This is a genomic window from Gallintestinimicrobium propionicum (genome assembly GCF_025567525.1).
In the GTDB taxonomy this organism is placed as follows: domain Bacteria; phylum Bacillota; class Clostridia; order Lachnospirales; family Lachnospiraceae; genus Gallintestinimicrobium; species Gallintestinimicrobium propionicum.
This window is the reverse complement of the sequence record NZ_JAOQJY010000014.1, coordinates 17,195-41,301: the sequence shown is the minus strand read 5'-3', so window position 1 is coordinate 41,301 and position 24,107 is coordinate 17,195. Positions and strand designations below refer to the sequence as shown.

23 protein-coding genes and 1 pseudogene are annotated in these 24,107 nt (G+C 48.3%); 8 read left to right on the top strand and 16 right to left on the bottom strand.

The genetic code is table 11. The features are described 5' to 3' along the window. Nucleotides 1-167: 167 nt before the first annotated feature. From OCV62_RS11205 to OCV62_RS11185, 5 genes are read left to right on the top strand one after another with little or no spacing between them, the layout of a single operon-like run. Nucleotides 168-2,165: a glycoside hydrolase family 31 protein gene (locus tag OCV62_RS11205; RefSeq protein WP_262586726.1), complete on the top strand. Its 1,998-nt coding sequence runs from the start codon at nucleotides 168-170 to the stop codon at nucleotides 2,163-2,165. Between the two features lie 36 nt (nucleotides 2,166-2,201). Continuing rightward, nucleotides 2,202-2,993 (top strand): GTP pyrophosphokinase, encoded by a 792-nt coding sequence (locus OCV62_RS11200; RefSeq protein ID WP_021914702.1) that lies wholly within the window; start codon nucleotides 2,202-2,204, stop codon nucleotides 2,991-2,993. Between the two features lie 14 nt (nucleotides 2,994-3,007). Continuing rightward, nucleotides 3,008-3,685, top strand: coding sequence for an amino acid ABC transporter permease (locus OCV62_RS11195; protein WP_021914701.1), 678 nt, complete (start codon nucleotides 3,008-3,010; stop codon nucleotides 3,683-3,685). Nucleotides 3,686-3,688: 3 nt separating this feature from the next. Beyond that, nucleotides 3,689-4,426: an amino acid ABC transporter ATP-binding protein gene (locus tag OCV62_RS11190; RefSeq protein WP_262586724.1), complete on the top strand. Its 738-nt coding sequence runs from the start codon at nucleotides 3,689-3,691 to the stop codon at nucleotides 4,424-4,426. Between the two features lie 59 nt (nucleotides 4,427-4,485). Further along, nucleotides 4,486-5,319: a transporter substrate-binding domain-containing protein gene (locus OCV62_RS11185; RefSeq protein ID WP_262586722.1), complete on the top strand. Its 834-nt coding sequence runs from the start codon at nucleotides 4,486-4,488 to the stop codon at nucleotides 5,317-5,319. Between the two features lie 83 nt (nucleotides 5,320-5,402). Here the strand turns inward: OCV62_RS11185 and gloA2 are convergent, their stop codons facing one another. From gloA2 to OCV62_RS11155, 6 genes and pseudogenes are all read right to left on the bottom strand, one after another. After that, the gene (gene gloA2 / locus OCV62_RS18500; RefSeq protein WP_262586800.1) at nucleotides 5,403-5,780 is read right to left on the bottom strand and encodes an SMU1112c/YaeR family gloxylase I-like metalloprotein; all 378 of its coding nucleotides are present in this window, start codon (nucleotides 5,778-5,780) and stop codon (nucleotides 5,403-5,405) included. 141 nt (nucleotides 5,781-5,921) lie between these two features. Then, nucleotides 5,922-6,737 (bottom strand): annotated as a pseudogene (locus OCV62_RS18495) (serine hydrolase domain-containing protein); the annotation flags it as partial. Nucleotides 6,738-6,894: 157 nt separating this feature from the next. Then, on the bottom strand, nucleotides 6,895-8,016 hold the full coding sequence (locus OCV62_RS11170; RefSeq protein ID WP_262586720.1) for a DUF362 domain-containing protein: 1,122 nt from the start codon (nucleotides 8,014-8,016) through the stop codon (nucleotides 6,895-6,897). A 132-nt stretch (nucleotides 8,017-8,148) separates the two neighbouring features. Beyond that, a complete protein-coding gene (locus OCV62_RS11165) occupies nucleotides 8,149-9,117 on the bottom strand; it encodes a TlpA disulfide reductase family protein (RefSeq protein ID WP_262586719.1) in 969 nt (322 codons plus the stop codon). Continuing rightward, complete coding sequence (locus OCV62_RS11160; RefSeq protein ID WP_330667369.1) at nucleotides 9,114-10,070, bottom strand: 4Fe-4S binding protein; 957 nt, start codon at nucleotides 10,068-10,070, stop codon at nucleotides 9,114-9,116. Before OCV62_RS11160 ends, OCV62_RS11165 begins: the two co-directional genes overlap by 4 nt. After that, nucleotides 10,063-10,209 carry a CD1871A family CXXC motif-containing protein gene (locus OCV62_RS11155; protein ID WP_021914695.1) on the bottom strand — a complete coding sequence of 49 codons (147 nt, stop codon included), beginning with the start codon at nucleotides 10,207-10,209 and terminating at the stop codon, nucleotides 10,063-10,065. The genes OCV62_RS11160 and OCV62_RS11155 overlap by 8 nt, the downstream gene beginning before the upstream one ends. Nucleotides 10,210-10,355: 146 nt before the next feature. Here OCV62_RS11155 and OCV62_RS11150 point away from each other — a divergent pair, with 146 nt between their 5' ends. The 3 genes from OCV62_RS11150 to OCV62_RS11140 all read left to right on the top strand — a co-directional run bounded on the left by OCV62_RS11150 (nucleotide 10,356) and on the right by OCV62_RS11140 (nucleotide 14,760). Then, on the top strand, nucleotides 10,356-11,033 hold the full coding sequence (locus OCV62_RS11150; protein WP_262586717.1) for a response regulator transcription factor: 678 nt from the start codon (nucleotides 10,356-10,358) through the stop codon (nucleotides 11,031-11,033). After that, nucleotides 11,030-12,202 carry a sensor histidine kinase gene (locus OCV62_RS11145; RefSeq protein WP_262586715.1) on the top strand — a complete coding sequence of 391 codons (1,173 nt, stop codon included), beginning with the start codon at nucleotides 11,030-11,032 and terminating at the stop codon, nucleotides 12,200-12,202. The genes OCV62_RS11150 and OCV62_RS11145 overlap by 4 nt, the downstream gene beginning before the upstream one ends. Before the next feature lie 71 nt (nucleotides 12,203-12,273). After that, on the top strand, nucleotides 12,274-14,760 hold the full coding sequence (locus OCV62_RS11140) for an excinuclease ABC subunit UvrA (protein ID WP_021914692.1): 2,487 nt from the start codon (nucleotides 12,274-12,276) through the stop codon (nucleotides 14,758-14,760). Here the strand turns inward: OCV62_RS11140 and OCV62_RS11135 are convergent. From OCV62_RS11135 to OCV62_RS11090, 10 genes are all read right to left on the bottom strand, one after another. Beyond that, nucleotides 14,755-14,943: a hypothetical protein gene (locus OCV62_RS11135; protein WP_262586711.1), complete on the bottom strand. Its 189-nt coding sequence runs from the start codon at nucleotides 14,941-14,943 to the stop codon at nucleotides 14,755-14,757. The two genes, OCV62_RS11140 and OCV62_RS11135, sit on opposite strands and share 6 nt — an antisense overlap. Nucleotides 14,944-15,276: 333 nt before the next feature. Continuing rightward, on the bottom strand, nucleotides 15,277-15,597 hold the full coding sequence (locus OCV62_RS11130; RefSeq protein WP_262586709.1) for a nucleotide pyrophosphohydrolase: 321 nt from the start codon (nucleotides 15,595-15,597) through the stop codon (nucleotides 15,277-15,279). 422 nt (nucleotides 15,598-16,019) lie between these two features. Next, nucleotides 16,020-16,436 (bottom strand): MmcQ/YjbR family DNA-binding protein, encoded by a 417-nt coding sequence (locus tag OCV62_RS11125; RefSeq protein ID WP_262586708.1) that lies wholly within the window; start codon nucleotides 16,434-16,436, stop codon nucleotides 16,020-16,022. 384 nt (nucleotides 16,437-16,820) lie between these two features. After that, nucleotides 16,821-17,273 carry a hypothetical protein gene (locus OCV62_RS11120; RefSeq protein ID WP_262586706.1) on the bottom strand — a complete coding sequence of 151 codons (453 nt, stop codon included), beginning with the start codon at nucleotides 17,271-17,273 and terminating at the stop codon, nucleotides 16,821-16,823. A 31-nt stretch (nucleotides 17,274-17,304) separates the two neighbouring features. Beyond that, the gene (locus OCV62_RS11115; RefSeq protein ID WP_262586704.1) at nucleotides 17,305-17,643 is read right to left on the bottom strand and encodes a hypothetical protein; all 339 of its coding nucleotides are present in this window, start codon (nucleotides 17,641-17,643) and stop codon (nucleotides 17,305-17,307) included. 28 nt (nucleotides 17,644-17,671) lie between these two features. Beyond that, nucleotides 17,672-18,376 carry a hypothetical protein gene (locus OCV62_RS11110; RefSeq protein ID WP_262586702.1) on the bottom strand — a complete coding sequence of 235 codons (705 nt, stop codon included), beginning with the start codon at nucleotides 18,374-18,376 and terminating at the stop codon, nucleotides 17,672-17,674. Beyond that, nucleotides 18,369-19,727 carry a PglZ domain-containing protein gene (locus OCV62_RS11105; protein WP_262586701.1) on the bottom strand — a complete coding sequence of 453 codons (1,359 nt, stop codon included), beginning with the start codon at nucleotides 19,725-19,727 and terminating at the stop codon, nucleotides 18,369-18,371. The genes OCV62_RS11110 and OCV62_RS11105 overlap by 8 nt, the downstream gene beginning before the upstream one ends. A 105-nt stretch (nucleotides 19,728-19,832) precedes the next feature. Continuing rightward, nucleotides 19,833-22,520 carry a DEAD/DEAH box helicase gene (locus OCV62_RS11100; RefSeq protein WP_262586699.1) on the bottom strand — a complete coding sequence of 896 codons (2,688 nt, stop codon included), beginning with the start codon at nucleotides 22,518-22,520 and terminating at the stop codon, nucleotides 19,833-19,835. Then, nucleotides 22,502-23,005 (bottom strand): type II CBASS E2 protein, encoded by a 504-nt coding sequence (locus OCV62_RS11095; RefSeq protein WP_262586697.1) that lies wholly within the window; start codon nucleotides 23,003-23,005, stop codon nucleotides 22,502-22,504. Before OCV62_RS11095 ends, OCV62_RS11100 begins: the two co-directional genes overlap by 19 nt. Beyond that, nucleotides 22,962-24,107: a nucleotidyltransferase domain-containing protein gene (locus OCV62_RS11090; protein WP_262586695.1), complete on the bottom strand. Its 1,146-nt coding sequence runs from the start codon at nucleotides 24,105-24,107 to the stop codon at nucleotides 22,962-22,964. The genes OCV62_RS11095 and OCV62_RS11090 overlap by 44 nt, the downstream gene beginning before the upstream one ends.

Genomic DNA, 24,107 nt, shown 5'->3' with positions numbered 1-24,107 from the left:
ACCATAAAGAAAAGGACGACTTTTCAGTACAGTCAGTTCTAAGCTCAAATTGATTCTGGAGCTATCATAGCATTATTCCCCTATTTTGTCAAAGATATTTTGCAGTTTTTTCAATATCGTAGTATGCTAAAAGGAGGTACCAAACGAAACACCAAGGAGGTTACAAAATGCAGTATTTTGAACGTCAAAATGACAGTCTGATCTTTCGCTTAAATGGAGAAACCGTCATGGTTTCCCCTTGGGGAGAAGACAGCCTGCGCACGCGGGCGGCATTGTTTAACGAGCTTTCAGACAACAGTCCGGCACTTCTTTCTCCGACAAAAAGTGAGCCTGTTATCGAACTCGGGGAACGTCAGGCTGTAATTACCAACGGCAAAATCCACGCTGTGCTTTCCATGCAGGACTGGGGCGATGAGCTGCAGATTTCCTATTATAATCAAAAGGGCGAGCTTCTGCTGCAGGAAATTCCAAACGGCGGTGCCCTGTTTTTAAAGGCACGTCGCTTTCAGTCCCTGCCCGGTGACTCTTTTTTCCTGACCGCATCCTTTCTCTCCAACCCATCAGAAAAAATCTACGGTATGGGACAGTATCAGCAGGAAACCCTCAATTTAAAAGGCTGTAATCTGGAGCTTGCCCACCGCAACTCACAGGCGAGCATCCCCTTTTACGTTTCCAGTCTCGGTTATGGCTTCTTATGGAATAATGCCGCTGTGGGAGATGTCCATTTCGGCACGAATACGACACAGTGGACCGCCCGCTCCTGTAAACAGCTGGACTACTGGATCACTGCAGGCGACACTCCTGCTGAAATAGAAGAAGCTTATGCCAACGTAACCGGAAAATCTCCCATGATGCCCGAATACGGTCTTGGCTTCTGGCAGTGCAAGCTGCGCTACTATAATCAGGAGCAGGTGCTTTCCATTGCCCGTGAATACAAGAAACGGAATATCCCCCTGGACGTCATCGTGATCGACTTCTATCACTGGCCCTACTGTGGTGACTGGCGTTTCGATGAAGAATTCTTCCCGGATCCTGCTGCCATGATAAAGGAGCTGCAGGAGCTTGGCGTAGAAACCATGGTTTCTATCTGGCCTGCCGTAGATTTTCGCAGTGAAAACTACGAAGAGATGAAGCAGCAGAATATGCTGGTAAAATCCAACTCCGGCGTCGATGTCCAGATGATCTTCCACGGCAATAATGCCTTTATGGACGCAACCAATCCCAAAACACGCCGCTATGTCTGGGAAAAATGCAAACAAAACTATGCGGACCTCGGCATTCGCACATTCTGGCTGGACGTTGCAGAGCCGGAGTATACGTCCTACGATTTTGAAAACTACCGTTACTATTCCGGTACGGTACTGGAAACCGGCAATATCTATCCCAGAGAATACGCGCGGCTTTTCTACGAGGGGCAAAAGGAAAACGGTCAGGACGACATCGTCAATCTGATCCGCTGCGCATGGGCAGGCAGCCAGCGTTACGGTGCTCTGGTCTGGTCCGGAGATATTATGTCAACTTATGAGGACTTCCGCAAGCAGATCTGTGCCGGAATCCATATGGGACTTTCCGGCATTCCGTGGTGGACAACCGATATCGGCGGTTTCCATAACGGCGTTGCTGCAGATCCCGATTTTAAAGAACTGCTGATCCGCTGGTTCCAGTTCGGTACCTTCTGTCCTGTTATGCGTCTGCATGGCAGCCGCCAGCCCTATACCCCAATTTATAACAAGGCGGGCGAGCTTCGCGAGGGAACCGGAACCGATAACGAGGTATGGAGCTATGGCGAAGAGGCTTATCAGATCATGACAAAATTCATCCATGTCCGTGAGCTGATGCGAGACTATACGAGAAGCCTCATGCAGCAGGCACACGAAAACGGTCATCCGGTGCTCCGTGCTCTGTTTTATGAATTCCCGTCCGATCCGATCTGCTGGGACATCAAGGATTCCTACCTGTTTGGATCTGATCTTTTAGTCGCACCGATCTGCCATGAGCATGCAGTAGACAGACAAGTTTATCTTCCTGCCGGCATATCCTGGACAGATGCCCGCACCGGAGTAGTTTATGAGGGCGGTCAGTGGATCATGGCGGATGCGCCGATGGATACGCTCCCCGTGTTCCTGCGCGACGGCAGACAGGACTACCTGATCGGAGAGATCTGATACCGCCACCACCGTTAAGAAAGGAACTTTCAACCAATGGATACCAAAAAAGACCCTTTCCAGAACCTTCAGGAAAGAATGCGCAACGCCCTTGCTGACCACTCGATCCGCGCGTTTCAGGAGCTTTCCAGCTCCACGCGGGATCTGATGTCCTGCTATCGCTGCGCGATTATGGAGATTGAAACGAAATTTCGCGTATTAAACGAACGCTTTTCCCTCCAGCACGACCGCAACCCCATCGACAGCATCCAGAGCCGCTTAAAGTCCCCCGACAGCATTCTGGACAAAATGCTTCGAAAAAAGCTACCCTTTACCCTCGAGGCAATTGAAAACAACATCTTCGACATCGCAGGCATCCGTGTCGTCTGCTCCTTTGTGGACGATATTTACATGCTCGCTGACTGCCTGTTGCAGCAGGACGATATCACGCTGATCGAGCGCAAGGATTACATCAAAAATCCGAAGAAAAACGGTTATCGCAGCCTGCATCTGATTATCGAGGTGCCGATCTTTTTACAGAATGAGAAAAAAATCATGAAAGCGGAGGTACAGCTGCGCACGATTGCCATGGAGTTCTGGGCAAATCTCGAACACCAGCTCCGCTATAAAAAAGACCTGTCACCCGAGTTAATGGAGCAGACCTCCTACCAGCTGAGCGAATGCGCACGCTTAAGCGCTGTCCTCGACGAGCAGATGCAGGCAATCCGGGATATTATTGAGAAGGAAGAAGATTCGTCTGAAAAAAGCGACAGCCCTAAAAAGCCTTCCGACCGACTTTCCCGTCCGATCTTAAGTGCGCTGGAAAACTATGCCCCGAAGGCAGAATAAGGAGGATACTTATCATGTTCAGCAGTCGATTATGGCAGCTATTTTTAGACTCTTTTCCCAAAATCCTGCTCCCGGGCCTGACGGCAACCATCCCGCTGACAATTATTTCCTTTTCGCTGGCGCTGGTGATCGCGGTGGTTGCGGCCCTCGTGCAGTTTGCAAATATTCAGGGACTCAAGCAGATCGCCCGCTTTTATATCTGGATTTTCCGTGGAACGCCGCTTTTGGTACAGCTGTTCGTCGTGTTCTTCGGTCTGTCCAGAGTCGGCATCGTCCTGGATCCGTTTCCCGCTGCAGTCATCGTCTTTTCTTTAAATGAAGGCGCTTACTGTGCAGAAACCATCCGGGCGGCACTGGAATCCGTTCCGAAGGGCCAGCTGGAAGCCGGTCTTTGTGCAGGACTTTCCTATTTACAGACCATTTTCCGCATCGTGCTCCCCCAGGCGATGCGTACCGCATTTCCGCCGCTGTCCAACTCCCTGATCTCCATGGTCAAGGATACCTCTCTGGCAGCCAACATCACCGTAACGGAAATGTTCATGGTAACCCAGCGAATCGTTGCCCGTACCTACGAGCCGCTTCTTCTGTATCTCGAAGTCGGTCTGATCTACCTGATCTTCTCCACCGTCCTGACAAAGCTTCAGGCTGTCGGTGAGAAAAAACTCGGTTCCTACGGACAGAAAGGAGTCTGACCTATGCTGGAAATCCGAAATATTCATAAATCCTTTGGCAGCACTCCTGTCTTAGGCGGAATCGATCTGGACGTAAAACAGGGAGATGTTATCGCCATCATCGGTCCGAGCGGTTCTGGCAAAACCACACTGCTGCGCTGCCTGAATTATCTGGAGCACGCCGACGAGGGCACGATGGTCTTTGACCAGGAAACCTTTGCGATGAATAAAATTTCCAAAAAGGACATCGCCCGGCTCCGCAAAAAGACTGCCTTCGTGTTCCAGAGCTATAACTTATTTGCCAACAAAACCGCCCTCAAAAACGTCACAGAGGGACTGATTGTCGGCCGCAAAATGCCCAAAGAGCAGGCACGTGAAATCGCTATGAAGGCGTTGGAAAAGGTCGGGCTTGCCGACCGCAGCGACGCTTATCCGGCACAGCTTTCCGGCGGTCAGCAGCAGCGTGTCGCAATCGCGCGTGCCATTGCCGCCCAACCGGAAATCATCTATTTCGATGAACCGACTTCGGCCCTCGACCCGGAGCTGACCGGTGAGGTCCTTTCCGTCATGCGTTCCTTGGCAAACGAGGGAATGACGATGATCGTCGTCACACACGAAATGAGCTTTGCCAAAAATGTTTCCAACAAGGTCATCCTGATGGAAAACGGGCGTATCGTGGAACAGGGATCCTCGAAGGAGTTTTTTGCAAATCCGAAAGAAGAACGTACCAAAGCATTTTTACAGTCTTTTGACCAGCAGTAATCCGGCGCTTTACCTGTCCGGCTGCCGCTGGCAAGAATATCAGAAAGGAGTTATTTTTTATGACTTTCAAAAAATCTATTGCACTGCTGCTTTCCGGCTCTATGCTGGCAGCGGCTGCTTTAACCGGCTGCGGTTCTGACAACACTGCAGCAGCTGTCTCCAACACAGCAGGCAAAGACCTGTTAGACCAGATCCAGGCACGGGGCAGCATCACGGTTGCCATGGAGGGTACCTGGGCCCCCTGGACCTATCACGATGAAAACGACGAGCTGGTGGGCTACGACGTAGAGGTTGCAAAGCTGATCGCAAATGAGCTCGGCGTCGATGTCAACTTCGTCGAGGGCGAATGGGACGGTCTGCTCGCCGGCCTGGACGACGGCCGCTACGACATCATGGTAAACGGCGTAGGTGTTACACCGGAGCGTCAGGAAAAATACGATTTTTCCGTACCTTATGCCTATAATAAAACTGCTGTCATCGTCCGCAGCGACTACGATGAAATTCATTCCATGGAGGATTTAAAGGGAAAACACACTGCAAACACCATCAGCAGTACCTATGCAACCCTTGCGGAAAAATACGGTGCAGAGGTAAAGGGCGTCGATGACCTGAATCAGACCATCGAGCTTTTACTTTCCAACCGAATCGATGCAACCCTCAACACAGAAGTGACCTATTATGACTACTTAAAGGCACATCCTGATGCAAATATCAAAATCGCCGCTTTGTCCGACGAGGTAGAAAAGGTTGCAATCCCCGTCCGCAAGGGCGACGATACAAAGACGCTGCTTGCAGCCATCAACGACGCTCTCGCAAAGCTGGACGAATCCGGCGAGCTGACCGCATTGTCGGAAAAATACTTCGGAACCGATATCTCGAAGCTGGAAAATTAAATCACCAAAATTCACTTCAAAAAGCTCCTGTGCATATTCCTGCACAGGAGCTTTTGATTCGTAGGGTGTATTGTTTCGAAAGTTTATTCGTGAATTTCCAACGGAAGTCCGTCGGGATCTGCAAAAAATGTCATCGGTTTTCCGGTAAACTCATCGGTACGGATCGGCTCTGTCACAATTCCGAGGCTGTTTAACCGCACAACCGTATTCTCCACGCTCTCCACAAAAAATGCGAGATGCCGAAGTCCCTGTGCCTCCGGATAACTCGGACGCTTGGGTGCATCCGGCTTGATAAACAGCTCGATCTCCTGCTCTCCGCATTTCAGATCGATCTTGCAGTCTGCTTTGTCTTTCCGGTGGTTTTCCCGGATCACCGTAAAGCCGAGCAGATCCACATAAAAATGTCTGGAGCGCTCATAATCGCTTCCGATGATCGCAATGTGGTGGATTTTTTCGGACAAAGCGCCCGCTTTGATTGTCAGCTGTCCGGTACGCTCTTTCAGCACGTCTGCTGCCGCCGACGCATCCTGTGCACTGTCTGTCAGGGTCGGAACGATTTCTTCAAAAATTCCATCCAGCTCGTCCTGGGTCTGATAGGTTCCCGTCGTCAGGATCACAAACAAATCCTTATCAGGCAGCACAACGCCGAACTGTCCGAAGGCGCCATCCGCACGGAAGGATCCGGGTGTCCTGCACATCCAGCACTGGAATCCGTAGCCGTAAGCCCATTCTTTGGCGTGTCCTTCCGCGTCTCCGGCAGTCTCGATCTGCTTGGTGCAGGCAAGGTCAAACCATTCCTCTTCCAGCAGCTGCCTGCCTTCCCAGCGTCCACGGTTTAACACAAAATAAATAAAACGCGCCATGTCCTCCGTCGTCATCCGCATACCGCCGCCAGCCATTTCCACTGCTTCCGGTCCCTGACACTTCGAACAGGTCAAGGAAGTAATGCCCAGGGGCTCCAGCAGACGGGGCTTTAAAAATTCCGTCACATCGCAGCCTGTTTTTCTCTTCAACACAGCCGCCAGCATGTTTGTGCCCGCCGTATTGTATTTATAAAATGTTCCCGGCTCATGTAAAAACGGATGCTGTAAAAACTCCCGAATCCAGTCGGGGGATTCCATATCAATTTCCGTCTCATGTCCGCAGCTCATGGTCAGGAGATGCCAGAGGGTGACCTTCTGCAGATTTTCTGACGGCTCCTTCGGAAGAAGCTCCGGAAAAAGATCCACTAACCGCTCCTCCAGTGACAGGATTTTTTCCTGTCGTGCAAAACCGATTGCCGTTGCCGTCAGGGTTTTGCCAAAGGAATACAGCGGGTGCGCAAGCTCCGGTGCATACGGCTTCCACCAACCCTTTGCCGCACATTTCCCATGCCGCACCACCATAAAGCTGTGCAGCTCGATGTTCTTTTCCTCCATCCGGTCCAGAAACCGGAGAATTCCCCCGGAACTGATCCCCAGCGATTCCGGTGACGCATCCTGAAAATAAGACATACCCCATATCCTCCTCTTTTTTAGATGATCTGCAAAAAACGGCTCCCTGTTTTCGGAGCCGTTTTTGGTAATACACATCGATTCAGACCCGTTTCAGTTCATATGCACGGGTGCCCAGACCGATTTTTTCTGCCTGATCCAGCGTCGCTTCCCATTCCACATTCGGATTGGAATCCAGGAAATGATCGTGATGATGATGCCAGTCGGGCTTTGCCAGATGTTCTCCAAGCTGGCTGTTTGCGATCGGAGTCGCCTGCAGGCAGGCATCCGCACACGCCTGATCCAGTGCTACCGGGTCAAAGCTTGCAAACATACCGATATCCGGCAGGATCGGCGCATCATTTTCGCCATGACAGTCGCAGTTGGGGCTGATATCCTGCACCAGTGAAATATGGAAGCAGGGACGGTTCTGACAGACAGCCATCGCATATTCTGCCATCTTCCGGTCCAGCAGCTCGTTTGCACAGCTGTTTTCATTGTAGACTGCATCAAAGCTGCATGCTCCGATACAGCGTCCGCAGCCCTTACATTTGTCGTAATCGATAACCGCTTTTCCATTCAGATATGTAATCGCATCGCTTCCGCACTCATGTGCACAGCGTCTGCAGCCGCGGCATTTTTCCAGATCGATAGCCGGCTTTCCGCTGGTATGCTGCTCCATCTTGCCTGCACGGCTGCCGCAGCCCATGCCGATATTTTTGATGGCACCGCCAAATCCGGTAGATTCATGTCCCTTAAAGTGCGTCAGGCTGATAAAAATATCCGCATCCATAATTGCACGTCCGATCTTCGGTGCAGGACAATACTCTGCATTCGGAACCGGTACTTCTACCTCGTCCGTACCCCGCAGACCGTCTCCGATCAAAATCTGACAGCCTGTTGTGATGGTATTAAAGCCGTTTAAATTTGCACAGTCCAAATGCTCCAGCGCATTTTTGCGGCTGCCGGGATAAAGGGTGTTGCAATCCGTCAAAAACGGAACGCCACCCTGTGCCTTGCACAGATCTGCCACTGCCTTTGCATAGTTCGGACGCAGAAATGCCAGATTTCCAAGCTCGCCGAAGTGCATTTTGATCGCGACAAACTTGCCGTCCATATCAATACTTTTAATGCCTGCCGCGAGACAGACCTTTTTTAACTTATCCAGCTGACTTGTACCAACCGGGCACCTGAAATCCGTAAAATAAACTGTTGATTTTCCCATGCTTCCCTCCAAATTTTAGCTATGCACGACACGTGCCATTTTTCTGCCTTGAAGACATTTTATCATTTTACATCAGGAAATCCAATGCACTTTTCAAAAATTTGTCGGGTGACGCCACAGCCTGTAGTCCTGTTATTCCTCGTTTTCTCCCGTATCGGAAGCAATGGCCTGATCTATGAGCTTTTGCAGCGTTTCCGCCTGATTCTTCTCCGTAATAGCGCCCACGATGGGATCCCCGACGATATTGCCGTTCCGATCTACTACATAGGTAGTGGGATAGGCATAAATGCCGGTGGTAAATCTTCCCGCCTCGCTGTCAGAGTCAAAATACACATTCTGATACGTAGCGCCTTTCTTGGCCAGTACGTCCTTCGCCTCGGAAATTTCTGCCTCATTCCCATCCAGCGTAAAGGAGTTCACACCGATGAGTGCGCCGTTTTTCTCTGCAAGCTCTTTGTTCAGCGCATCCAGCTCCCCAAGCTCGCCTACGCAGGGACTGCAGGTGGTAAACCAGAAATTCACCACGGTTACTGCATTCCTGGAAAACAGCTCGTCACTCTTGACCGGGTTTCCATCCAGATCCTTGCCTTCAAAGGCAGGAAACTTCTGTACACTGCTATCCTCAGAGGAGCCTGCCTGGGCACTGTCCCCAGGGATACTCGTTTCACTGTCCATGGATTGCTCCACGATCTCAGGATATTTTTGCTCCAGCTCCGTCAGCTTGTTTTCTATCTCGCTGATCTTTTCAGCAGAGGTTTTGAGCAGCTCATATTCTTCGTCCGAAAACTGATCTTTGACATTCTCTATCGTGTCCAGCAGAAAATCTCCGTAGTTTTTTCCGTTTTCCAGCATGGCTGAACCCTTGTCAGCCTCCATATAGACCTTTTCCCACAAATCGGTATTCTCCGAAAGAATCTCGTTCTCCTGATCCATCAGCTTCTTATACGTAGAAAGTGCCTCCTGGGCATTTTCTGCTTCCGCCGTCATCGTAACAGCACTGTTGCTCTGATCTGCATTCCCGCTGTCCTTTGTGCCGCAGGCTGTAAGAGAAAATGCCAGCAGTACAGTCAGTCCCAGTTTGATCCATTTCTTTTTGTTCATTTTGATTCCTCCATATTTGTTTTTTTTGTAGTTTTCTTTGTCGTTTCATTTACAGCTTCTTTTGTCGTTTCATTTGCAGCCTCTTTCCCGTCGTCAAAGCCGTAGCGGAAGCAAACCGCACCGGTAGGACAGGCACGAACACACATCCCGCAGCGGATGCACTCCCCATGATTGGGTGTTTTTGTCACATCCACATCCATTTTGCAGGCTCCGGCGCATTTCCCGCAGGAAACACATTTGCTCTCGTCCACCTTCATCTGAAAAAGGGACACCCGGTTCATCAGGGCATAAAATGCTCCCAACGGACAAAGCCATTTACAGAAGGGGCGATAGAACAATATGCTCAGTACAAGGATTCCCAGCAAAATGGTGAATTTCCATGTAAAAAGAGAGCCAAGTGCCGCCCGGATGCCGGAATTGGCAATAGACAGCGGGATCGCCCCCTCCAGCACACCCTGAGGACAGAGGTATTTGCAGAAAAAAGGATCTCCCATGCCTACATCGTTTACAACCAATGCCGGCAGCAAGACCACCATTACCAGCAAAACCACGTATTTCAGATAGGTCAGTGGCTTCAGCTTTTTTGTGGAGAGCTTTTTCGTTGGAATTTTATGCAGTAGCTCCTGAAACCAGCCGAAGGGGCATAAAAACCCGCAAATAAAGCGTCCCAGCAATACTCCCAGTAAAATGAGAAAGCCGGTTACATAATAGGAAAAACGGAACCGGGAGGAGCCTGCCACTGCCTGAAATGCCCCAATGGGACAGGCGCCGGAGGCTGCCGGACAGGAGTAGCAATTCAGCCCCGGTACGCAGACCGTTTTTCCTGTGCCCTGATAGAGTCCGCCCTTGATAAAATTCGGCAGATGCAGATTGGTCAATAAAGCTGCGCCTGCCTGGATCCAGCCCCGAAAACGGGACATAAGCTGTGATACACCTGAAATTTTCTTATCCAATTCCCACACACTCCAGACATAATTTGATGGCTTTACTCAGTACCGTCGCTGCCTCGCCTCTCCAGGCACCAAAGCACAGCATTGCAGCTCCTGTTATCAGCAGTGCGATCTGCGCTGCGACTTTTTTCTTGTAACGCAATTTTTTATCACCCTTTCTGTTTTTTACGTTCTGATCATAGCACAAATCAGTTAAAGTCTCTGTTAAGAATGAAAAATTAACACAAACTTTATCTGCTTCTGCTATAATTATGGGAAAACAATCGCTATTAAAATAGGAGGATTCTTATGCACCTTTTGGTCATTGAAGATGAGCGCGTCCTGTGCGAGACAATCGTCCGCAGTCTGCGGCGTCTGGCATACAGCGTGGATCACTGTTACGATGGAGATAAGGCACTGGAGCTTCTTGGCACAGAGCGGTATGATCTGGTTCTGTTGGATCTGAACCTGCCCGGTAAGGATGGCATGACAGTACTGCGCACCTTTCGTCAAAGGGATCGTAAAACCCCTGTGCTGATCCTTTCCGCCCGCAGTGAGGTGAAGGACAAGGTGGAGGGATTGGATGCCGGAGCCAACGACTATCTTTCAAAGCCCTTTCACTTAGCCGAGCTGGAGGCCCGCATCCGCAGCCTGACTCTGCGGCAGTTCACCCAGCAGGATGTGTTGCTGACCTTCAAGACTCTGAGCTTCGATACCCGTTCCCGCACCGCCACCGTTAACGGACAGACGCTGGCCCTCACCCGCAAGGAAACAGGTATTCTGGAATATTTAATGGTACATCAGGGACGGCCGGTAAGTCAGGAGGAACTGATGGAGCATGTCTGGGACAACAGCGTGGACAGCTTCAGCAACTCCATCCGTGTGCATATCTCTGCCCTGCGTAAAAAACTGCGCGCTGCATTAGGTTATGACCCCATTCGCAACCGCATCGGCGAGGGCTATCTAATGGGAGGTGACACAGATTGAAAAAAATTTCTCTGCAATGGCGCATCACGCTAATGACTGCTCTGCTCATCGGCGTTACCTGTATCGCCATGAATCTGCTGCTCTGCTCCTCCGGCATCTATTATATGGATACCATCGCCGACACACTGCAGGGCGGCGACAGGATCCTCCTCGACGAGGAAGACACCGTGAGCTTTGATCCGCAGCTGGCAGCGCCTGACGGCGAGCTGACGATCCTTATTGATGGAGCACAGGGCCGCTTTCGCACAACAAACTGGTATATCACGGCGGTGGTGACGGCATTGAGCGGTATTCTTGCCTACTTCGTCAGCGGGCATGCCCTGAAGCCCCTGCGCAGCTTTGCCTCCCAGACAGAAAAGGTACAGCTGAACAATCTGGCAGATATCCGGATCAACGAAAATGTTCTGCCGGAATTCAGACAGCTTGGTCACTCCCTGAACCAGATGCTGGAGCGGTTAAACAATGCCTTTTCTGCCCAGAAACAGTTTACCGGCAACGCTGCCCACGAGCTGCGCACACCTCTGGCGCTGATGCAGGCGCAGCTGGAGCTTTTTTGTGCAGAGCATCCCGACATGCCGCCGGAAACGGCAGACTTTCTCTCCCTGCTGCAGGAACAGACGGAGCGGCTGTCCCAGATGACAAAAACCCTGCTGGAGATGAGTAATCTGCAGCAGGTAGAACGAAACGAATCCATTCAGCTTGCTCCCATGGTGGAGGAAATTTTCACAGACCTTACGCCGCTGGCGGAGAAATCCGGCATCACTCTGGAGCTTGCAGGTGACGGTGTTATGACCGGCAGCGACGCACTGATCTATCGTATGATCTTCAATCTGACAGAGAATGCGATCAAATACAATCGTCCAGACGGTTCTGTACAGGTCTGCATCACCCAGGAGCCCGAAAAGCTTCTGATCCTTGTTTCCGATACGGGACGGGGAATTCCGGAAGAATATCAGCAGAGTATCTTTCAGCCCTTCTTCCGTGTAGACAAGTCCCGCAGCCGAACCTTCGGCGGTGCCGGCCTTGGTCTTGCGCTGGTATGGGAGATTGCAGCCCTTCACGGAGGCTCTGTCCGGGTTGCAGAAAGCTCAGACAGCGGAACCACCATCGCTGCAGAGCTGCCACGCTCCGGCAATCATGCAGCAGCTCCCAAAAACGAAACACTTTAGAAACAATAGAATGCTCGCCCTGCGAGCATTCTATTGTCATGAATCAAAACGAACAGAAATGAGAGGAAAATATGATCGATAAAATGCTGATCCGTGGAGCAAAGGTCCACAACCTGAAAAATATTGATGTGGATATTCCGCTTGGGAAAATCGTGGGAATTGCAGGCGTGTCCGGCTCCGGCAAATCATCCCTTGCATTGGGCGTGCTCTACGCGGAGGGCTCCCGGCGCTATCTCGAAGCCCTCTCCACCTATACGCGCCGCCGCATGACCCAGGCCTCCAGGGCCAGTGTGGATGAAGTCCTGTATGTTCCCGCTGCACTGGCACTGCATCAGCGCCCCGGTGTGCCGGGTATCCGCAGTACCTTCGGCACAGGAACAGAGCTGCTCAACAGTCTGCGCCTGATGTATTCCCGTCTTGCCAGCCACCGCTGTCCTAATGGACATTTCCTTTCTCCGTCTCTGGCTGTCGCCGCAGGAAAAGAGCTTGTCTGTCCGGAATGCAGCGCACATTTCTATGCACCGTCTGCAGAAGAGCTGTCCTTTAATTCCCAGGGAGCCTGTCAGAGATGCGGCGGCACCGGGATCGTCCGCACTGTGAATCCGGATACGCTGGTGCCGGATGACTCGCTGACGATCAACGAAGGGGCTGTTGCCCCCTGGAACAGCCTGATGTGGTCCCTGATGACAGACATTTGCCGGGAAATGGGTGTGCGCACGGATGTGCCGTTTCGGGAGCTGACAAAACAGGAAAAGGAGATCGTATTCCACGGTCCTGCTGTGAAAAAGCACATTCTTTACCGTCCGAAAAAATCTGACTCCAACGACTTTGCAGAACTGGATTTCACCTATTTTAATGCCATCTACACCGTAGAAAATGCCCTTGCCAAGGTCAAGGATGAAAAAGGCATGAAACGGGTAGAAAAGTTTCTCAAAGAAGATATTTGTCCGGATTGTCATGGCACACGCCTGTCTGCCGCTGCCCGTGCGCCGAAGCTGCAGGGTATTTCGCTGGACGAAGCCTGCGCTATGACACTCTCTGAGCTGGTCGTCTGGGTAGAAGGCGTCCCCCAAAGTCTGCCGGAAGAAATGCGTCCCATGGCCCAGAGTATCTGTGAAGCCTTTCAAAGCACCGCAAAGCGGCTGATGGACTTGGGACTCGGCTACCTGACCCTTGATCGATCCGCATCCACACTCTCTACCGGCGAGCGGCAGCGGATGCAGCTGGCTCGCGCCGTGCGTAACCGCACCACCGGCGTCCTCTATGTACTGGATGAGCCCTCCATCGGTCTGCACCCTTCTAATATTGTGGGGCTTACCGGTGTACTGCAGGATCTTGTTGCAGACGGAAACTCCGTCATTTTAGTCGATCACGATACGCAGATTCTGAAGGAATCCGACTGGCTCATAGAAATGGGTCCGGAGGCCGGCGCAAAAGGCGGTCACATCATTGCGCAGGGCAATATTTCCACCATCACAGCAGATCCTGCTTCCCAGATCGGGCCGTTTCTTTCCGGCACAGCGAACACCAGACTGCGCCCCTGCATCGAAAAGGAAATGCTCTTTACAAACGGCAGGATTCACCTGTCCACGGATCGGATCCATACCGTAAAGCCCCTGGAGGTCGATATTCCAAAAGGACGGCTCACAGTTGTCACCGGGGTATCGGGCTCCGGCAAAACCACTATGGTACTGGAGAGCCTGATTCCTGCACTGCAGGCAAAGATCAGCGGCAGTGCACTGCCTGCCCACATCCGCGCAGTCGATGCCGACGGCATTGCACACGTCAAGCTCATGGACGCCACGCCCATCGGCATCAACGTCCGCTCCACTGTGGCAACCTATGCAGGCATCCACGACGAGCTGCGCAAGCTTTATGCGAAGTCTCCGGATGCCAAAGCCCTCGGCTACAAGGCCGGTGATTTTTCCTACAACACCGGGACGCTCCGTTGCCCCGGCTGCGACGGAACCGGCGTTGTCAGTCTTGATGTACAGTTCCTGCCGGATGTGAACATCCCCTGCCCGGACTGCCGGGGCTCCCGCTACAGCAAGGCAGCTTACACGGTAAAGCTCACCAATAAAAGCGGCGCGCACATTTCCTTACCGGAGCTGATGGATATGGACGTAAACACCGCCATCGACTTTTGCAGGGATATAAAAAGCGTCAGCCAAAAGCTGGAAATTCTGAAGCAGCTCGGACTCGGCTACCTGACCCTTGGCGAAGAAACGCCCGGACTGTCCGGAGGCGAGGCACAACGGCTCAAGCTTGCCAGCGAGATTGGAAAGACCCAGGAGGATTCCGTATTCGTCTTCGACGAGCCCTCCATCGGTCTGCATCCGCTGGATGTGCAGGTTCTGCTGGGCGTCTTTCAGGCGCTTCTTCATCACGGTGCGACCGTTGTCGTCATTGAACACGACCTGGATGTGATCAAAAATGCGGACTATGTGATCGACATGGGACCGGGCGGCGGCGAAGCGGGCGGACAGATCATAGCCAGCGGGACGCCGCAGGAAATCAAGGAAAACCCAAACAGTATTACCGGGAACTATATCTCATAAACCTCGTTCTCGAGGTGGCTTGTCTTTCTCAGCCGGCCAGGATTTTCTGAGTGCCGCGTAGGAAATCAGAAAATCCGCAGGCCGGCGGCTGCCTTCAATATCCACTTTTTTGTCTTGAATATCCACTTTTTCATTCTTAATATCCACTTTTGTATCCCCAATGTCCACTTTTTCTTCATTCAAAAGTCCACTTATATGGAGATTTCTCTATAATCTGCAACAGGTTTTCTAACTGTATCTGTTCCTTATTAAGCGGAACTTTACCGCCATTAGTGCCACTTTCGTTGCGATTAACGCCATTTCCGGCATTACTAACGCCATTTTTAACGCCACCAATGTCATTTTTGGCGTCGTTGGCGTTAATCGTGGCGTCGTTTGTCCTATTGGCAGCTTTCCTGGAGAAGTAATTTCCAATCGGTTGTCATACATGTTTTGGGGGGCAGGGACCGAATTACTGTATAACTTCTTATACCCTTCCAAAAGTTACTGACACATTTTTCTCTTTCACACAGTCCATTACAGCTGATTATACTTCGCTGCACTTCCCTTTGCTTTTTCCACGGGATACTTTGCCTCATTCTGTGCCATCTTCATATTGATGATTTCATCTGCATCCAGCCCCAACTTGTCCAACAGATTCTGGCAATAAACCATGACATCCGCCATTTCCTCTTTTACATGCTGTAAATCATATTCCTCATCATTCCATTGAAAACATTCCAGAAGTTCAGCTGCCTCAATCACAATTGATTTTGCAAGATTTGCCGGAGAATGGAACTGGTCCCAATCCCTATCCTCTGTAAATTTTCGAATTCGATCTATTGTTTCCTGCTTCATTTTCAAATCTCTCCTTATTTCATTTCAAACATATTTTCAATAAATCTCATTCCGTCCGAATTATCGCAATAAATAAAGCTGCCATTGCCATCAATTGTTCTGATTACATCAAACCTTACTGACTGTACGGTACAATGAATAAGATCACAATCTGGTCCCATAAGCGTTTCATCAATTGTGCAATTATTCTCCTTTAAAATAGACATGATTTCTTCAAATTCTTCATCATCCGGTCTATTCTCATAATTAATCTGACGGAATCTCTATTCATATGAAAAGCCTTCATGCCTATTCCCCTTTTATACTTATTCTGGCAGCATGGTTCCATTTTTTAGCATCTCTACAATAGCTGGATCATCCGACTTGATTTCACCTGTCACATACATAAGATACTTACAGATGCTGGTAAGAACATATTGGGGTCAGACCCATGATTCTCCTTTTGCGGAATCTCCCGGATTTTTTGCTGATGACTTTTTGCTGCGTTTTTTCGGTGCTGTCAGCTCATAGCTCAAAGAAAGCAGGTCTTTGATGGCATGATCCAACTCCGGTTTTCCTAGCTGAATACTAAGCCACTTCTCCTTGTTCATGTGATAGGCCGGAAAATAGCCATCCTGCCCGCGAAGAGAGCCAATTAACAGCGGATCACTTTTCACATTGAGGACATCAACGATGTCTGCTTCCGGCAATCCCAACTTATCAGTCGATACCTCCAGAACTACACCATACCATTTATTATTGTCGTTGTGCCGCAGCACAGCATTCCTGTCATGCCAGGGGTATTCCGGCTCCGTGCCGTACTGCTGGCGTACCCATGTAAATAATTCTTGTCGTGTCATTCCACATTGCAAGTGAAGTCAATCTATGTTGCACTTCCCACTGCATCCTCCATTTCCACAGAATTCGCAGCCATGTGTATGCCCGTGTCCATAATACCATCGCCCATAGCGATAACCATAGTGGGGAGGACAATGAGTACAATCTCCCGTGCATCTGCCTGTACTTTTAGGCTTAGGACTGCCAGCCAGAGCCATTCCCATCAGTATACTGCTGAACAGTCCCGGCTTCTTCGGTTGTTCCCCTTTAAGCGGAATTTCCTCGTCAGGCTCATCCGGATCAGCATAAGGAATGCCGCTACGCTTTGAAATCTTCCTGATCAGCGACTCGTCCACACCATAATCACACAACTCATTCAGCCCATTTTCTGTGAAAATCGCATCTGTCTAGTTGACCAGCTGATAGATGGATTCCTCATCTGGCAGATTAGGAAGCAGTGTCAGAACATCCTCCTCTGTAAAGTGCGTTGGTTTGGAAGTAATCTTATCAATCAACTCAAACACCGGTTCCGGATCAGGAAGACAGCTCAGCAGCGTATCCAGCTGTTCCCCCGTATAAGCATCCACAGCTGTCTGAATCAACTTTTCCAGTGCTTCTTCATCTTCGATTTGCCCGCTATCTGCAATCTCCGCAACTTCCGCGGCTCGAAACCGGACTCCCGCTGCTAATGCTCTGCGAAGAATGCTGGTCGCTGTGCGCGTATCCACATACTGAATGCAGTCACATATTTCCTCAGATGGACTTCCATCCGGTCCGAAGTCCTTGATAGAGGCCAGACGGCTATACTGAGTACTTTCCTGCCATCCGTCATATCGCTCATAATATTCAGCCCAGGTCACTTAGCCGCACCTCCTCCACACTGCATCGCCATCAAAAATCATCTAATGCGGCATCTATTTCTTCCAGCCGATCAATCCAGCCCAGGTCGGATTTCTTCTTGGTTGCTGGTCTTTTCTTATCACCGCCAACCACTTCAAACCGTTTCTCTTCTGTCCCGAACAAACCTTTTACCTGAATTCTGAAATCCGGCTTGTTGTTGGTCAGTCCCTGCATAAGCTGTACATTCTTGTATCTGGGTAGAAGAATTTGACAAATAGCCTGAATGTCTTGCTCCTTAACACAGGGAGTCGCCATAAACTTTTTCGTTATGTAAGGCTTTATATCTGTCAGAACCTGTGACATCGAGGCTTTCTTTCGATTATCAGCCATAAAAATCTCCTTTCCCGGATATTTCATTTCAAGTTAACGATATCGAAATCTCACCGCCAAATGTACTGATTGAAAATCTGTCATCTGAAACAATAGTTTCCTTTTCAACATGATATTCAAAGGGAAACAGATATACTGAATCATTCAATTCCTGAAAAGAGTAGTATCCACTGTCATCAATATTCATCACTGCATATGCCATAAATGCACTGACTTGTTCATTATTTACTGTCATCCTGTTGATGTGATACTTTCCCGGTTTTTCACAGCGTAGCACATCGAATTCCTTCAATGTTGAAATCAATTTATCAATCGAATGATATAAGGTTGTTCTTTCTCCCCACTCATCAAATAGCTTTTGCTTTAACTGGGCAAGTGTTATTTCATCCTGAAATTCCGACATTTTTCCAATCAGTTTGCACATATCAAGAAACACCGGATATGCCGCCAACATCATGCACCAGTTGATACTCACCGCATATTCCGGATACTTTTCTATCAGCTGTACTGCCTCGCTTTTTAAGCGGGAGCTGTACGGATTATCATAAACCCAGATGTTCATCAAAATCTCTCTGGTCTTACGAAGAACTGTTGGGCTTTCAATCTCATAGCTCAAATACTCATTGAGCTTATCTTTAATCTCCGATTCCGATGTTCCGTCCGCCACTAAGTCAACTGTATATTTCAGCCAAGGCAATTTCAGTTTTCTTGACAAACCAACCATTTTAGCCATGATAATCCTCCGTCCTCGCGATTATGAACGGAACCACCACTTCGTCAAGCGAAATCCCGCCATGCGTCATTACATTTTCACCTTTGATATCCAAAGAATCCCCCACATTGCAGATTAGATAGTCATAATCTTTGGGCAAATAATATTTCGGATATTCCAGAAGGCCATATCGTTCTATCAAACTGTCTTTATTAGCAAAATCCTTCAATACCACCATTTTGTGGCTTCTTGTTTCAACTTCAACGCCAGAGCCGGTCAATCGTCCCAGTCCTGTACAAGGCGTGTTTCCATGATCTGCTGTAATATAGACATCAAATCCATCCTGCAACAATCGTTTGGTCAGCTCAGCAAGCTTATTCTGTTTCATCAGCACCGTATCATCATTCAACATTCCAATGCGTCCCTGATATTGGGCATGAACCAATTCATCAATATCAAGAATGATGACAGCCCCACACTTTACAAACGCCGAAAAGCTTGCATCATACCCTCGTTCATAACCTATCTGATTGTCCTTATACCCATATTTTCTTGCGCATTCGTAAAATTCATTCTTCTCTTTACTCTGCTTCCACGGTTCAATCAGCTGACTGGGATATTTTCCACTCAGTAGGCATTGGCGAGAAATAGATGTCGTAGATGGAATCATGGCAAAGGCAGCACTTTGGCGATAACAAATTCCCGCAAACGATCTTTTCAATATCGTCCAGTCAAATTCTGACATACCATCCATTACGATAATGGCAGCCTTTTCACTATGGTCATGGATATAATCCATGACACTGCTTACCATGACCGGTGATTCCAGGTTGATTTCCGAAGACAACTTTCCAAAATTTTTCATCGCATAGGCGCAGAACGCCCGATTCAATTCCGAAGTATCAATGTCAACATTATGTTCTACTGCGGTTACATCAATCGTCGCTTTTTTCTCCGCAATCTCAAACCAAGCCCTGTAATCTTCAACACTTTTCGCTTGACTTAACGCACATTCATATAAATCTCTCAAATAGTACTCAACATTTTTCTGAGAATACATTTTGCGGCGAAAAAACATTTCCGTCTGTTTCCGTTCATGGTATTCCTCAAAATCAGTCTGATACGCCAGCGTAAGAAGTTCCAAATCCAGATTTTTGCTTTCTCGCAGAACTGCGCTATTCAACTTTGGAAATAATGACTCGAACGAAATTTCTTCCTCCCGGCATTTTTTCCGGATATCATACGGCACATAAACACCCGGCTGCACCAGAATAGCAAGTTTTCCCTCTCCATTTAGAAGGCTTGTATTATTAACTCGGAAGTTCAAATCATCAGTATACGCAACAGTCCTGAAGCCATGTGCCTGAAACACCGCGCTATAATGCACTTTTTCTTCCAGATGATCTGCATCAACGAGCATCATTTTTTTCGTATACTGTGCAGCTGTTTTTTCAAACACATAGTCTCCAAACATCTGTTACGCCTCCAATCTTGCCATCATGATTAACCTAAAATCCGGATATACCTGTGAGCCTTTCCTGTGCTGTGCTTCAATGTTGGCCTTTTCTTTTTGCAGCTTTTGCAGGCGGCTTCTGCGGATATTCTCAATCCCAATATGTTCCGCAGCCTCTTGTCTCAGCTCCAAAGCATACATATATTTCTTGAAACTCTCCTCATTCTGCTGCATCTGCTTCTCTTTTAATTCAACAAATGTGTCATAGGCAAAATCCATGCAACTTTTTTCAAGCTTAGAATAAATTTCCGCATCCACATTCGGCGCAGACGAAACCCTGAGCTTGCTGTTTTCATCGAGGAAAACATCCATAATACGCTTTCCTGCCATCGGTCGCAATAACATTGCGCTGTTGACAAATATCGGCAAAATCCGCTTTCCGCTCTCTTTTTCAGAGATAGACAGCTCCCAAAGCATAAAATAGCCTTCCTCATTGGGGAAGTTATCAATCTGGATGGACATAAGCGGTGCCGTCCGATCCTGCACCAACTCTGTCTTCAAATGCTGTGTGATTTCTTCATCTGCAATGCTGATACGGTCAATCAAACGCGGGTCATGCCCCTGCCAGCACTCATAATAGGTCAGCATTGTGCGGAGCGCACTGTCTACATCGAAATTCGACTCCGTTCCGACAAGTTTTGTCAAGTCTTTCTCTTCTCGGATTACATCTTTATATTTCTGCGCATTCGTAAGCTGCTGCTTCATCTCTGCCTCAACTGGGTACAGATTCTTCTCTACCTGTGAAGCATGACCAATGGAGCGCATATACACATCTGTGAAGTCGCATTCTGCCACTTCGCTGTCCAGAACATCAGAATACTTATCAACGCCCATCTCTTTCAGAATAACGGACAGCTTTTCTTCCAACACTTCGCGGACACGGTTCTCTACCGTTTCGCCAACAATGAAGTTGTAAATATGTACATCCCGCTGCTGACCAATACGATCAACACGACCACACCGCTGCTCGATCTTCATTGGGTTCCACGGAAGGTCATAGTTGATGATAATATTGGCAAACTGCAAGTTCAGACCTTCGCCACCAGCATCTGTCGAAATAAAAATACTGGTACTGGTCTTAAACTCCTGCATGGCAGCATTTCGCTCGTCAATGCTCATGCCGCCGTTTAGAATCGTTACCGTATAGTCTCTATTCACAAGCAGCTCCTGCAAATAAGTCTGCGTAGCAACAAATTCTGTGAAAATAATGACCTTCTGTGTACGATCCTCACTCAGAATAGCATCAATCTCATTCAACAGCGGCTCTACTTTTGCATCCTGATTCTGGAACTGTGCCTGTTTTGCAAGGGAGATGATCTGCTTCAGCTCTTCGATTTCCAACTCCATATCCAGAGAAATCGCTTCAAGGGCATCCTCAACACCATCCTCGATGTTCAGTTCGTCCAAATCCTCTTCCCTTAAATTACCAACGCAGGTGCGCTGCTCCAGAAGAACATTTAATCTGCGCTCCAGGCTCTGTCGAATGGCCGCCGTACTGCTCGTCACCATGCGCTGCATGATAATCAACAGGAAGATCAGGCACATATTTTTCTTGCGATTGCGCAGTGCTTTGTTATAGGTCTTTGCGACATAGGAGCTGACCATCTCATATAGTTCCCGCTGCAAATTGTTGCGGTCGTCCCATGAAATCGTCACAAGATGCATGATACGGTTCTTGAACAGCAGATTCCCGTTATTGTCAATGGCCTCGCGCTTTTCCGTGCGGATCAGGAATGGAGCAACCTGTTCTCGGACAATAGACTTGGCATTCGGGAAAGCATCCGCATCCAGCAAACGAATCAATCGCAAAAACGGCTCAGTTTTGCCATTATGCGGTGTTGCTGACAACAGCAGCAGATATGGGCTTGCCTGTGCCAACAGATTACCCAGCTTGTAGCGAGCCACTTCGCCGGAAGAACCAGCCACACGATGCGCCTCATCTATGATGATCAGATCCCATCCACTGTTGATGATGGAATAGATTCGTTCCTCGTTGTACTTTTCAACCTTTTCCTCACTCCAACCGGCGTGTTTTTCAATCGGCTTAATAGAATCCATCGGAGAAATCACCTGATCGAACTGACCATACACATCATCATTATCCGTCAGGCGACGAATCGTATCATAATCGGATGGCAAAATTACTTGAAATTTCTCATGGAACTTTTCCTGCATCTCGCTTGCCCACTGGGTCACCAGACCAGTCGGGCAAACAACGAGAATCCTACTGACAAGACCGCGGCTCTTCAATTCACGGATGATCATACCAGCTTCAATCGTCTTACCAAGACCGACTTCATCCGCCAGAATATAGCGAATGTTGTTGGTCTCCATTGCGCGATTCAACACATGGAGCTGGTGCGGCAAGGGAATAATCCCGCTGGCAAGAGAAGAAAGGAAACCACCGGCAGTTTCGTTTCTGATTTTAGAGAGCAGCGTAACATAGCGCAGATAATTTTCATCATACTGCATCGTATTGCCCGATGAGCTAAGCTGTTCCTCATTTGCCTTATACACCCGACCGGTTGCTGGGTTAAAGACCTTATAAGAAATATAGCCCCATGCTTCGATCTTCTCCAAAACCTGCACATTTGCTTTTTCTATTGTGTCAAAAACGAAATCGCCGACAGATATCATTTCTCTTTCTTCCATTCTTTAATTTGATTTCGGCCTGTAAACATTTCATCGTAGTGCCACTTTCCAGTCACAAGCCAGTATTCATAAGTACTCAGCCATGTACAGACCCATGGCACAAACGAATCTGCAACATACATTTGCTGATTCCATTCTTTATATTTGGGGTAATAAACACACAGTTGGTAATTTCCGCTATCATCCTTGCCGTACTTATGATGTGGATATTTTCCCTCATATTTTTGTAATGGTGGCGAAATCAGCCATGCCTTTGGTGCTCCATCACTCAGTTTATAAGTAATTTTGATTCTATACACTTGAGACTCGGAGGACGGCTGTATATCTAAAATACATACAAGCATGGAATTCTCAATATAGTTTGCTACCAGTAGCCTATTGTACAAATATTGCATCTGTATTTGCTGATTCACCAACGAAATAGGCTTAGGTTTCAAATATTTACGCGCCAAAGTGATGTGCTGGTGGAACTGAAACTGTGCCATTTTTTGATATATTCCCTGTCGATGTGTCTACTTTCAAGGTTCCCGCTGCAATAGCTGATCTCACCGTCTCTGCTTCACTGTTAAAAACAGCTTTTCCGGTCTCGCTGCCAAAGCATTCTTTTAGATGATTTCCCATTTCAATTTTGTTATATTGCAAAAGTCTTCCATCAACCAAGTCTTTTCTCGCAGTATCTAACCATTTAAAAAATGCAGTAGCACGTTCCGGATGTGTATTCCACTTGTCAGCAAAGTTTTCACCTTTATAACTTGGGTTTTCTATGTAAAATTGCTGACCTTTTCGGTTATCCATAATCCAAGAAGGAGCTTTAGAAAGGATATTGAAAAGAGCATCGTAAATATTATCCTCTTCTTCATACAGCCTTCCCGCTATTGTTGTGATTATAATTGATATGGGCTTATTACCGCTGTTGTCATCTGCAAACTTAATGTCTCTATGCCGTTTAAGAATCTGTACAACGCGTTGTAATGGCGTTTTTACTTTTCTACGCTTTACATCTTCAACCTCAGCTTGCGCAACAACTGTACGATGATCCTTGATATATTGCTCATATAATCTGTTGCGTTGCTTTGCACAAGCATCGAAAAACCATTTCACATAGCCTGCCGGATTGCTTCCCAAATAATCATAAGTATCATAGTCTTCATTATGATCAGTTATACGGATTACGCTCCCATAAGTATGAGCAGGAATAACATCCATATGAAAGTTTGGAACATCATCGTATTCAACATGCCAGCATCTCTTTTTTTCTTCAATTTCCCTACTCGTTTTTTTGTAACGGACAAGCAGTGGTTTAACCACATCAACCTTCAGTTCCTTGGCTGTCAACCCATACTGACTCTTAAATTGACAGACAATATCCAAATCGTAATCATCTGCATTTGTAATTGGACGAACCACAGTTCCGAGGGCAAACGAACCTTGCGGATAAATACTAATCTCATAATCAGGAGTCTCCTGATCTATCCATTTTCCAAGATCTTTATAAGTCTTTTCTGCTGCCTCAAACATTTCATCACTAATATCAATGTTCTGAGCTGTCGATTTAAGCAGACTATTATACGCTTCTTTGGTATACAT

Coding starts and splice junctions, on each gene's coding strand:
- OCV62_RS11205 (WP_262586726.1), top strand. CDS start 168: ATGCAGTATTTTGAACGTCAAAATGACAGTCTGATCTTTCGCTTAAAT.
- OCV62_RS11200 (WP_021914702.1), top strand. CDS start 2,202: ATGGATACCAAAAAAGACCCTTTCCAGAACCTTCAGGAAAGAATGCGC.
- OCV62_RS11195 (WP_021914701.1), top strand. CDS start 3,008: ATGTTCAGCAGTCGATTATGGCAGCTATTTTTAGACTCTTTTCCCAAA.
- OCV62_RS11190 (WP_262586724.1), top strand. CDS start 3,689: ATGCTGGAAATCCGAAATATTCATAAATCCTTTGGCAGCACTCCTGTC.
- OCV62_RS11185 (WP_262586722.1), top strand. CDS start 4,486: ATGACTTTCAAAAAATCTATTGCACTGCTGCTTTCCGGCTCTATGCTG.
- OCV62_RS11170 (WP_262586720.1), bottom strand. CDS start 8,016: ATGGGAAAATCAACAGTTTATTTTACGGATTTCAGGTGCCCGGTTGGT.
- OCV62_RS11165 (WP_262586719.1), bottom strand. CDS start 9,117: ATGAACAAAAAGAAATGGATCAAACTGGGACTGACTGTACTGCTGGCA.
- OCV62_RS11150 (WP_262586717.1), top strand. CDS start 10,356: ATGCACCTTTTGGTCATTGAAGATGAGCGCGTCCTGTGCGAGACAATC.
- OCV62_RS11140 (WP_021914692.1), top strand. CDS start 12,274: ATGATCGATAAAATGCTGATCCGTGGAGCAAAGGTCCACAACCTGAAA.
- OCV62_RS11130 (WP_262586709.1), bottom strand. CDS start 15,597: ATGAAGCAGGAAACAATAGATCGAATTCGAAAATTTACAGAGGATAGG.
- OCV62_RS11125 (WP_262586708.1), bottom strand. CDS start 16,436: ATGACACGACAAGAATTATTTACATGGGTACGCCAGCAGTACGGCACG.
- OCV62_RS11115 (WP_262586704.1), bottom strand. CDS start 17,643: ATGGCTGATAATCGAAAGAAAGCCTCGATGTCACAGGTTCTGACAGAT.
- OCV62_RS11110 (WP_262586702.1), bottom strand. CDS start 18,376: ATGGCTAAAATGGTTGGTTTGTCAAGAAAACTGAAATTGCCTTGGCTG.
- OCV62_RS11100 (WP_262586699.1), bottom strand. CDS start 22,520: ATGGAAGAAAGAGAAATGATATCTGTCGGCGATTTCGTTTTTGACACA.
- OCV62_RS11095 (WP_262586697.1), bottom strand. CDS start 23,005: ATGGCACAGTTTCAGTTCCACCAGCACATCACTTTGGCGCGTAAATAT.
- OCV62_RS11090 (WP_262586695.1), bottom strand. CDS start 24,107: ATGTATACCAAAGAAGCGTATAATAGTCTGCTTAAATCGACAGCTCAG.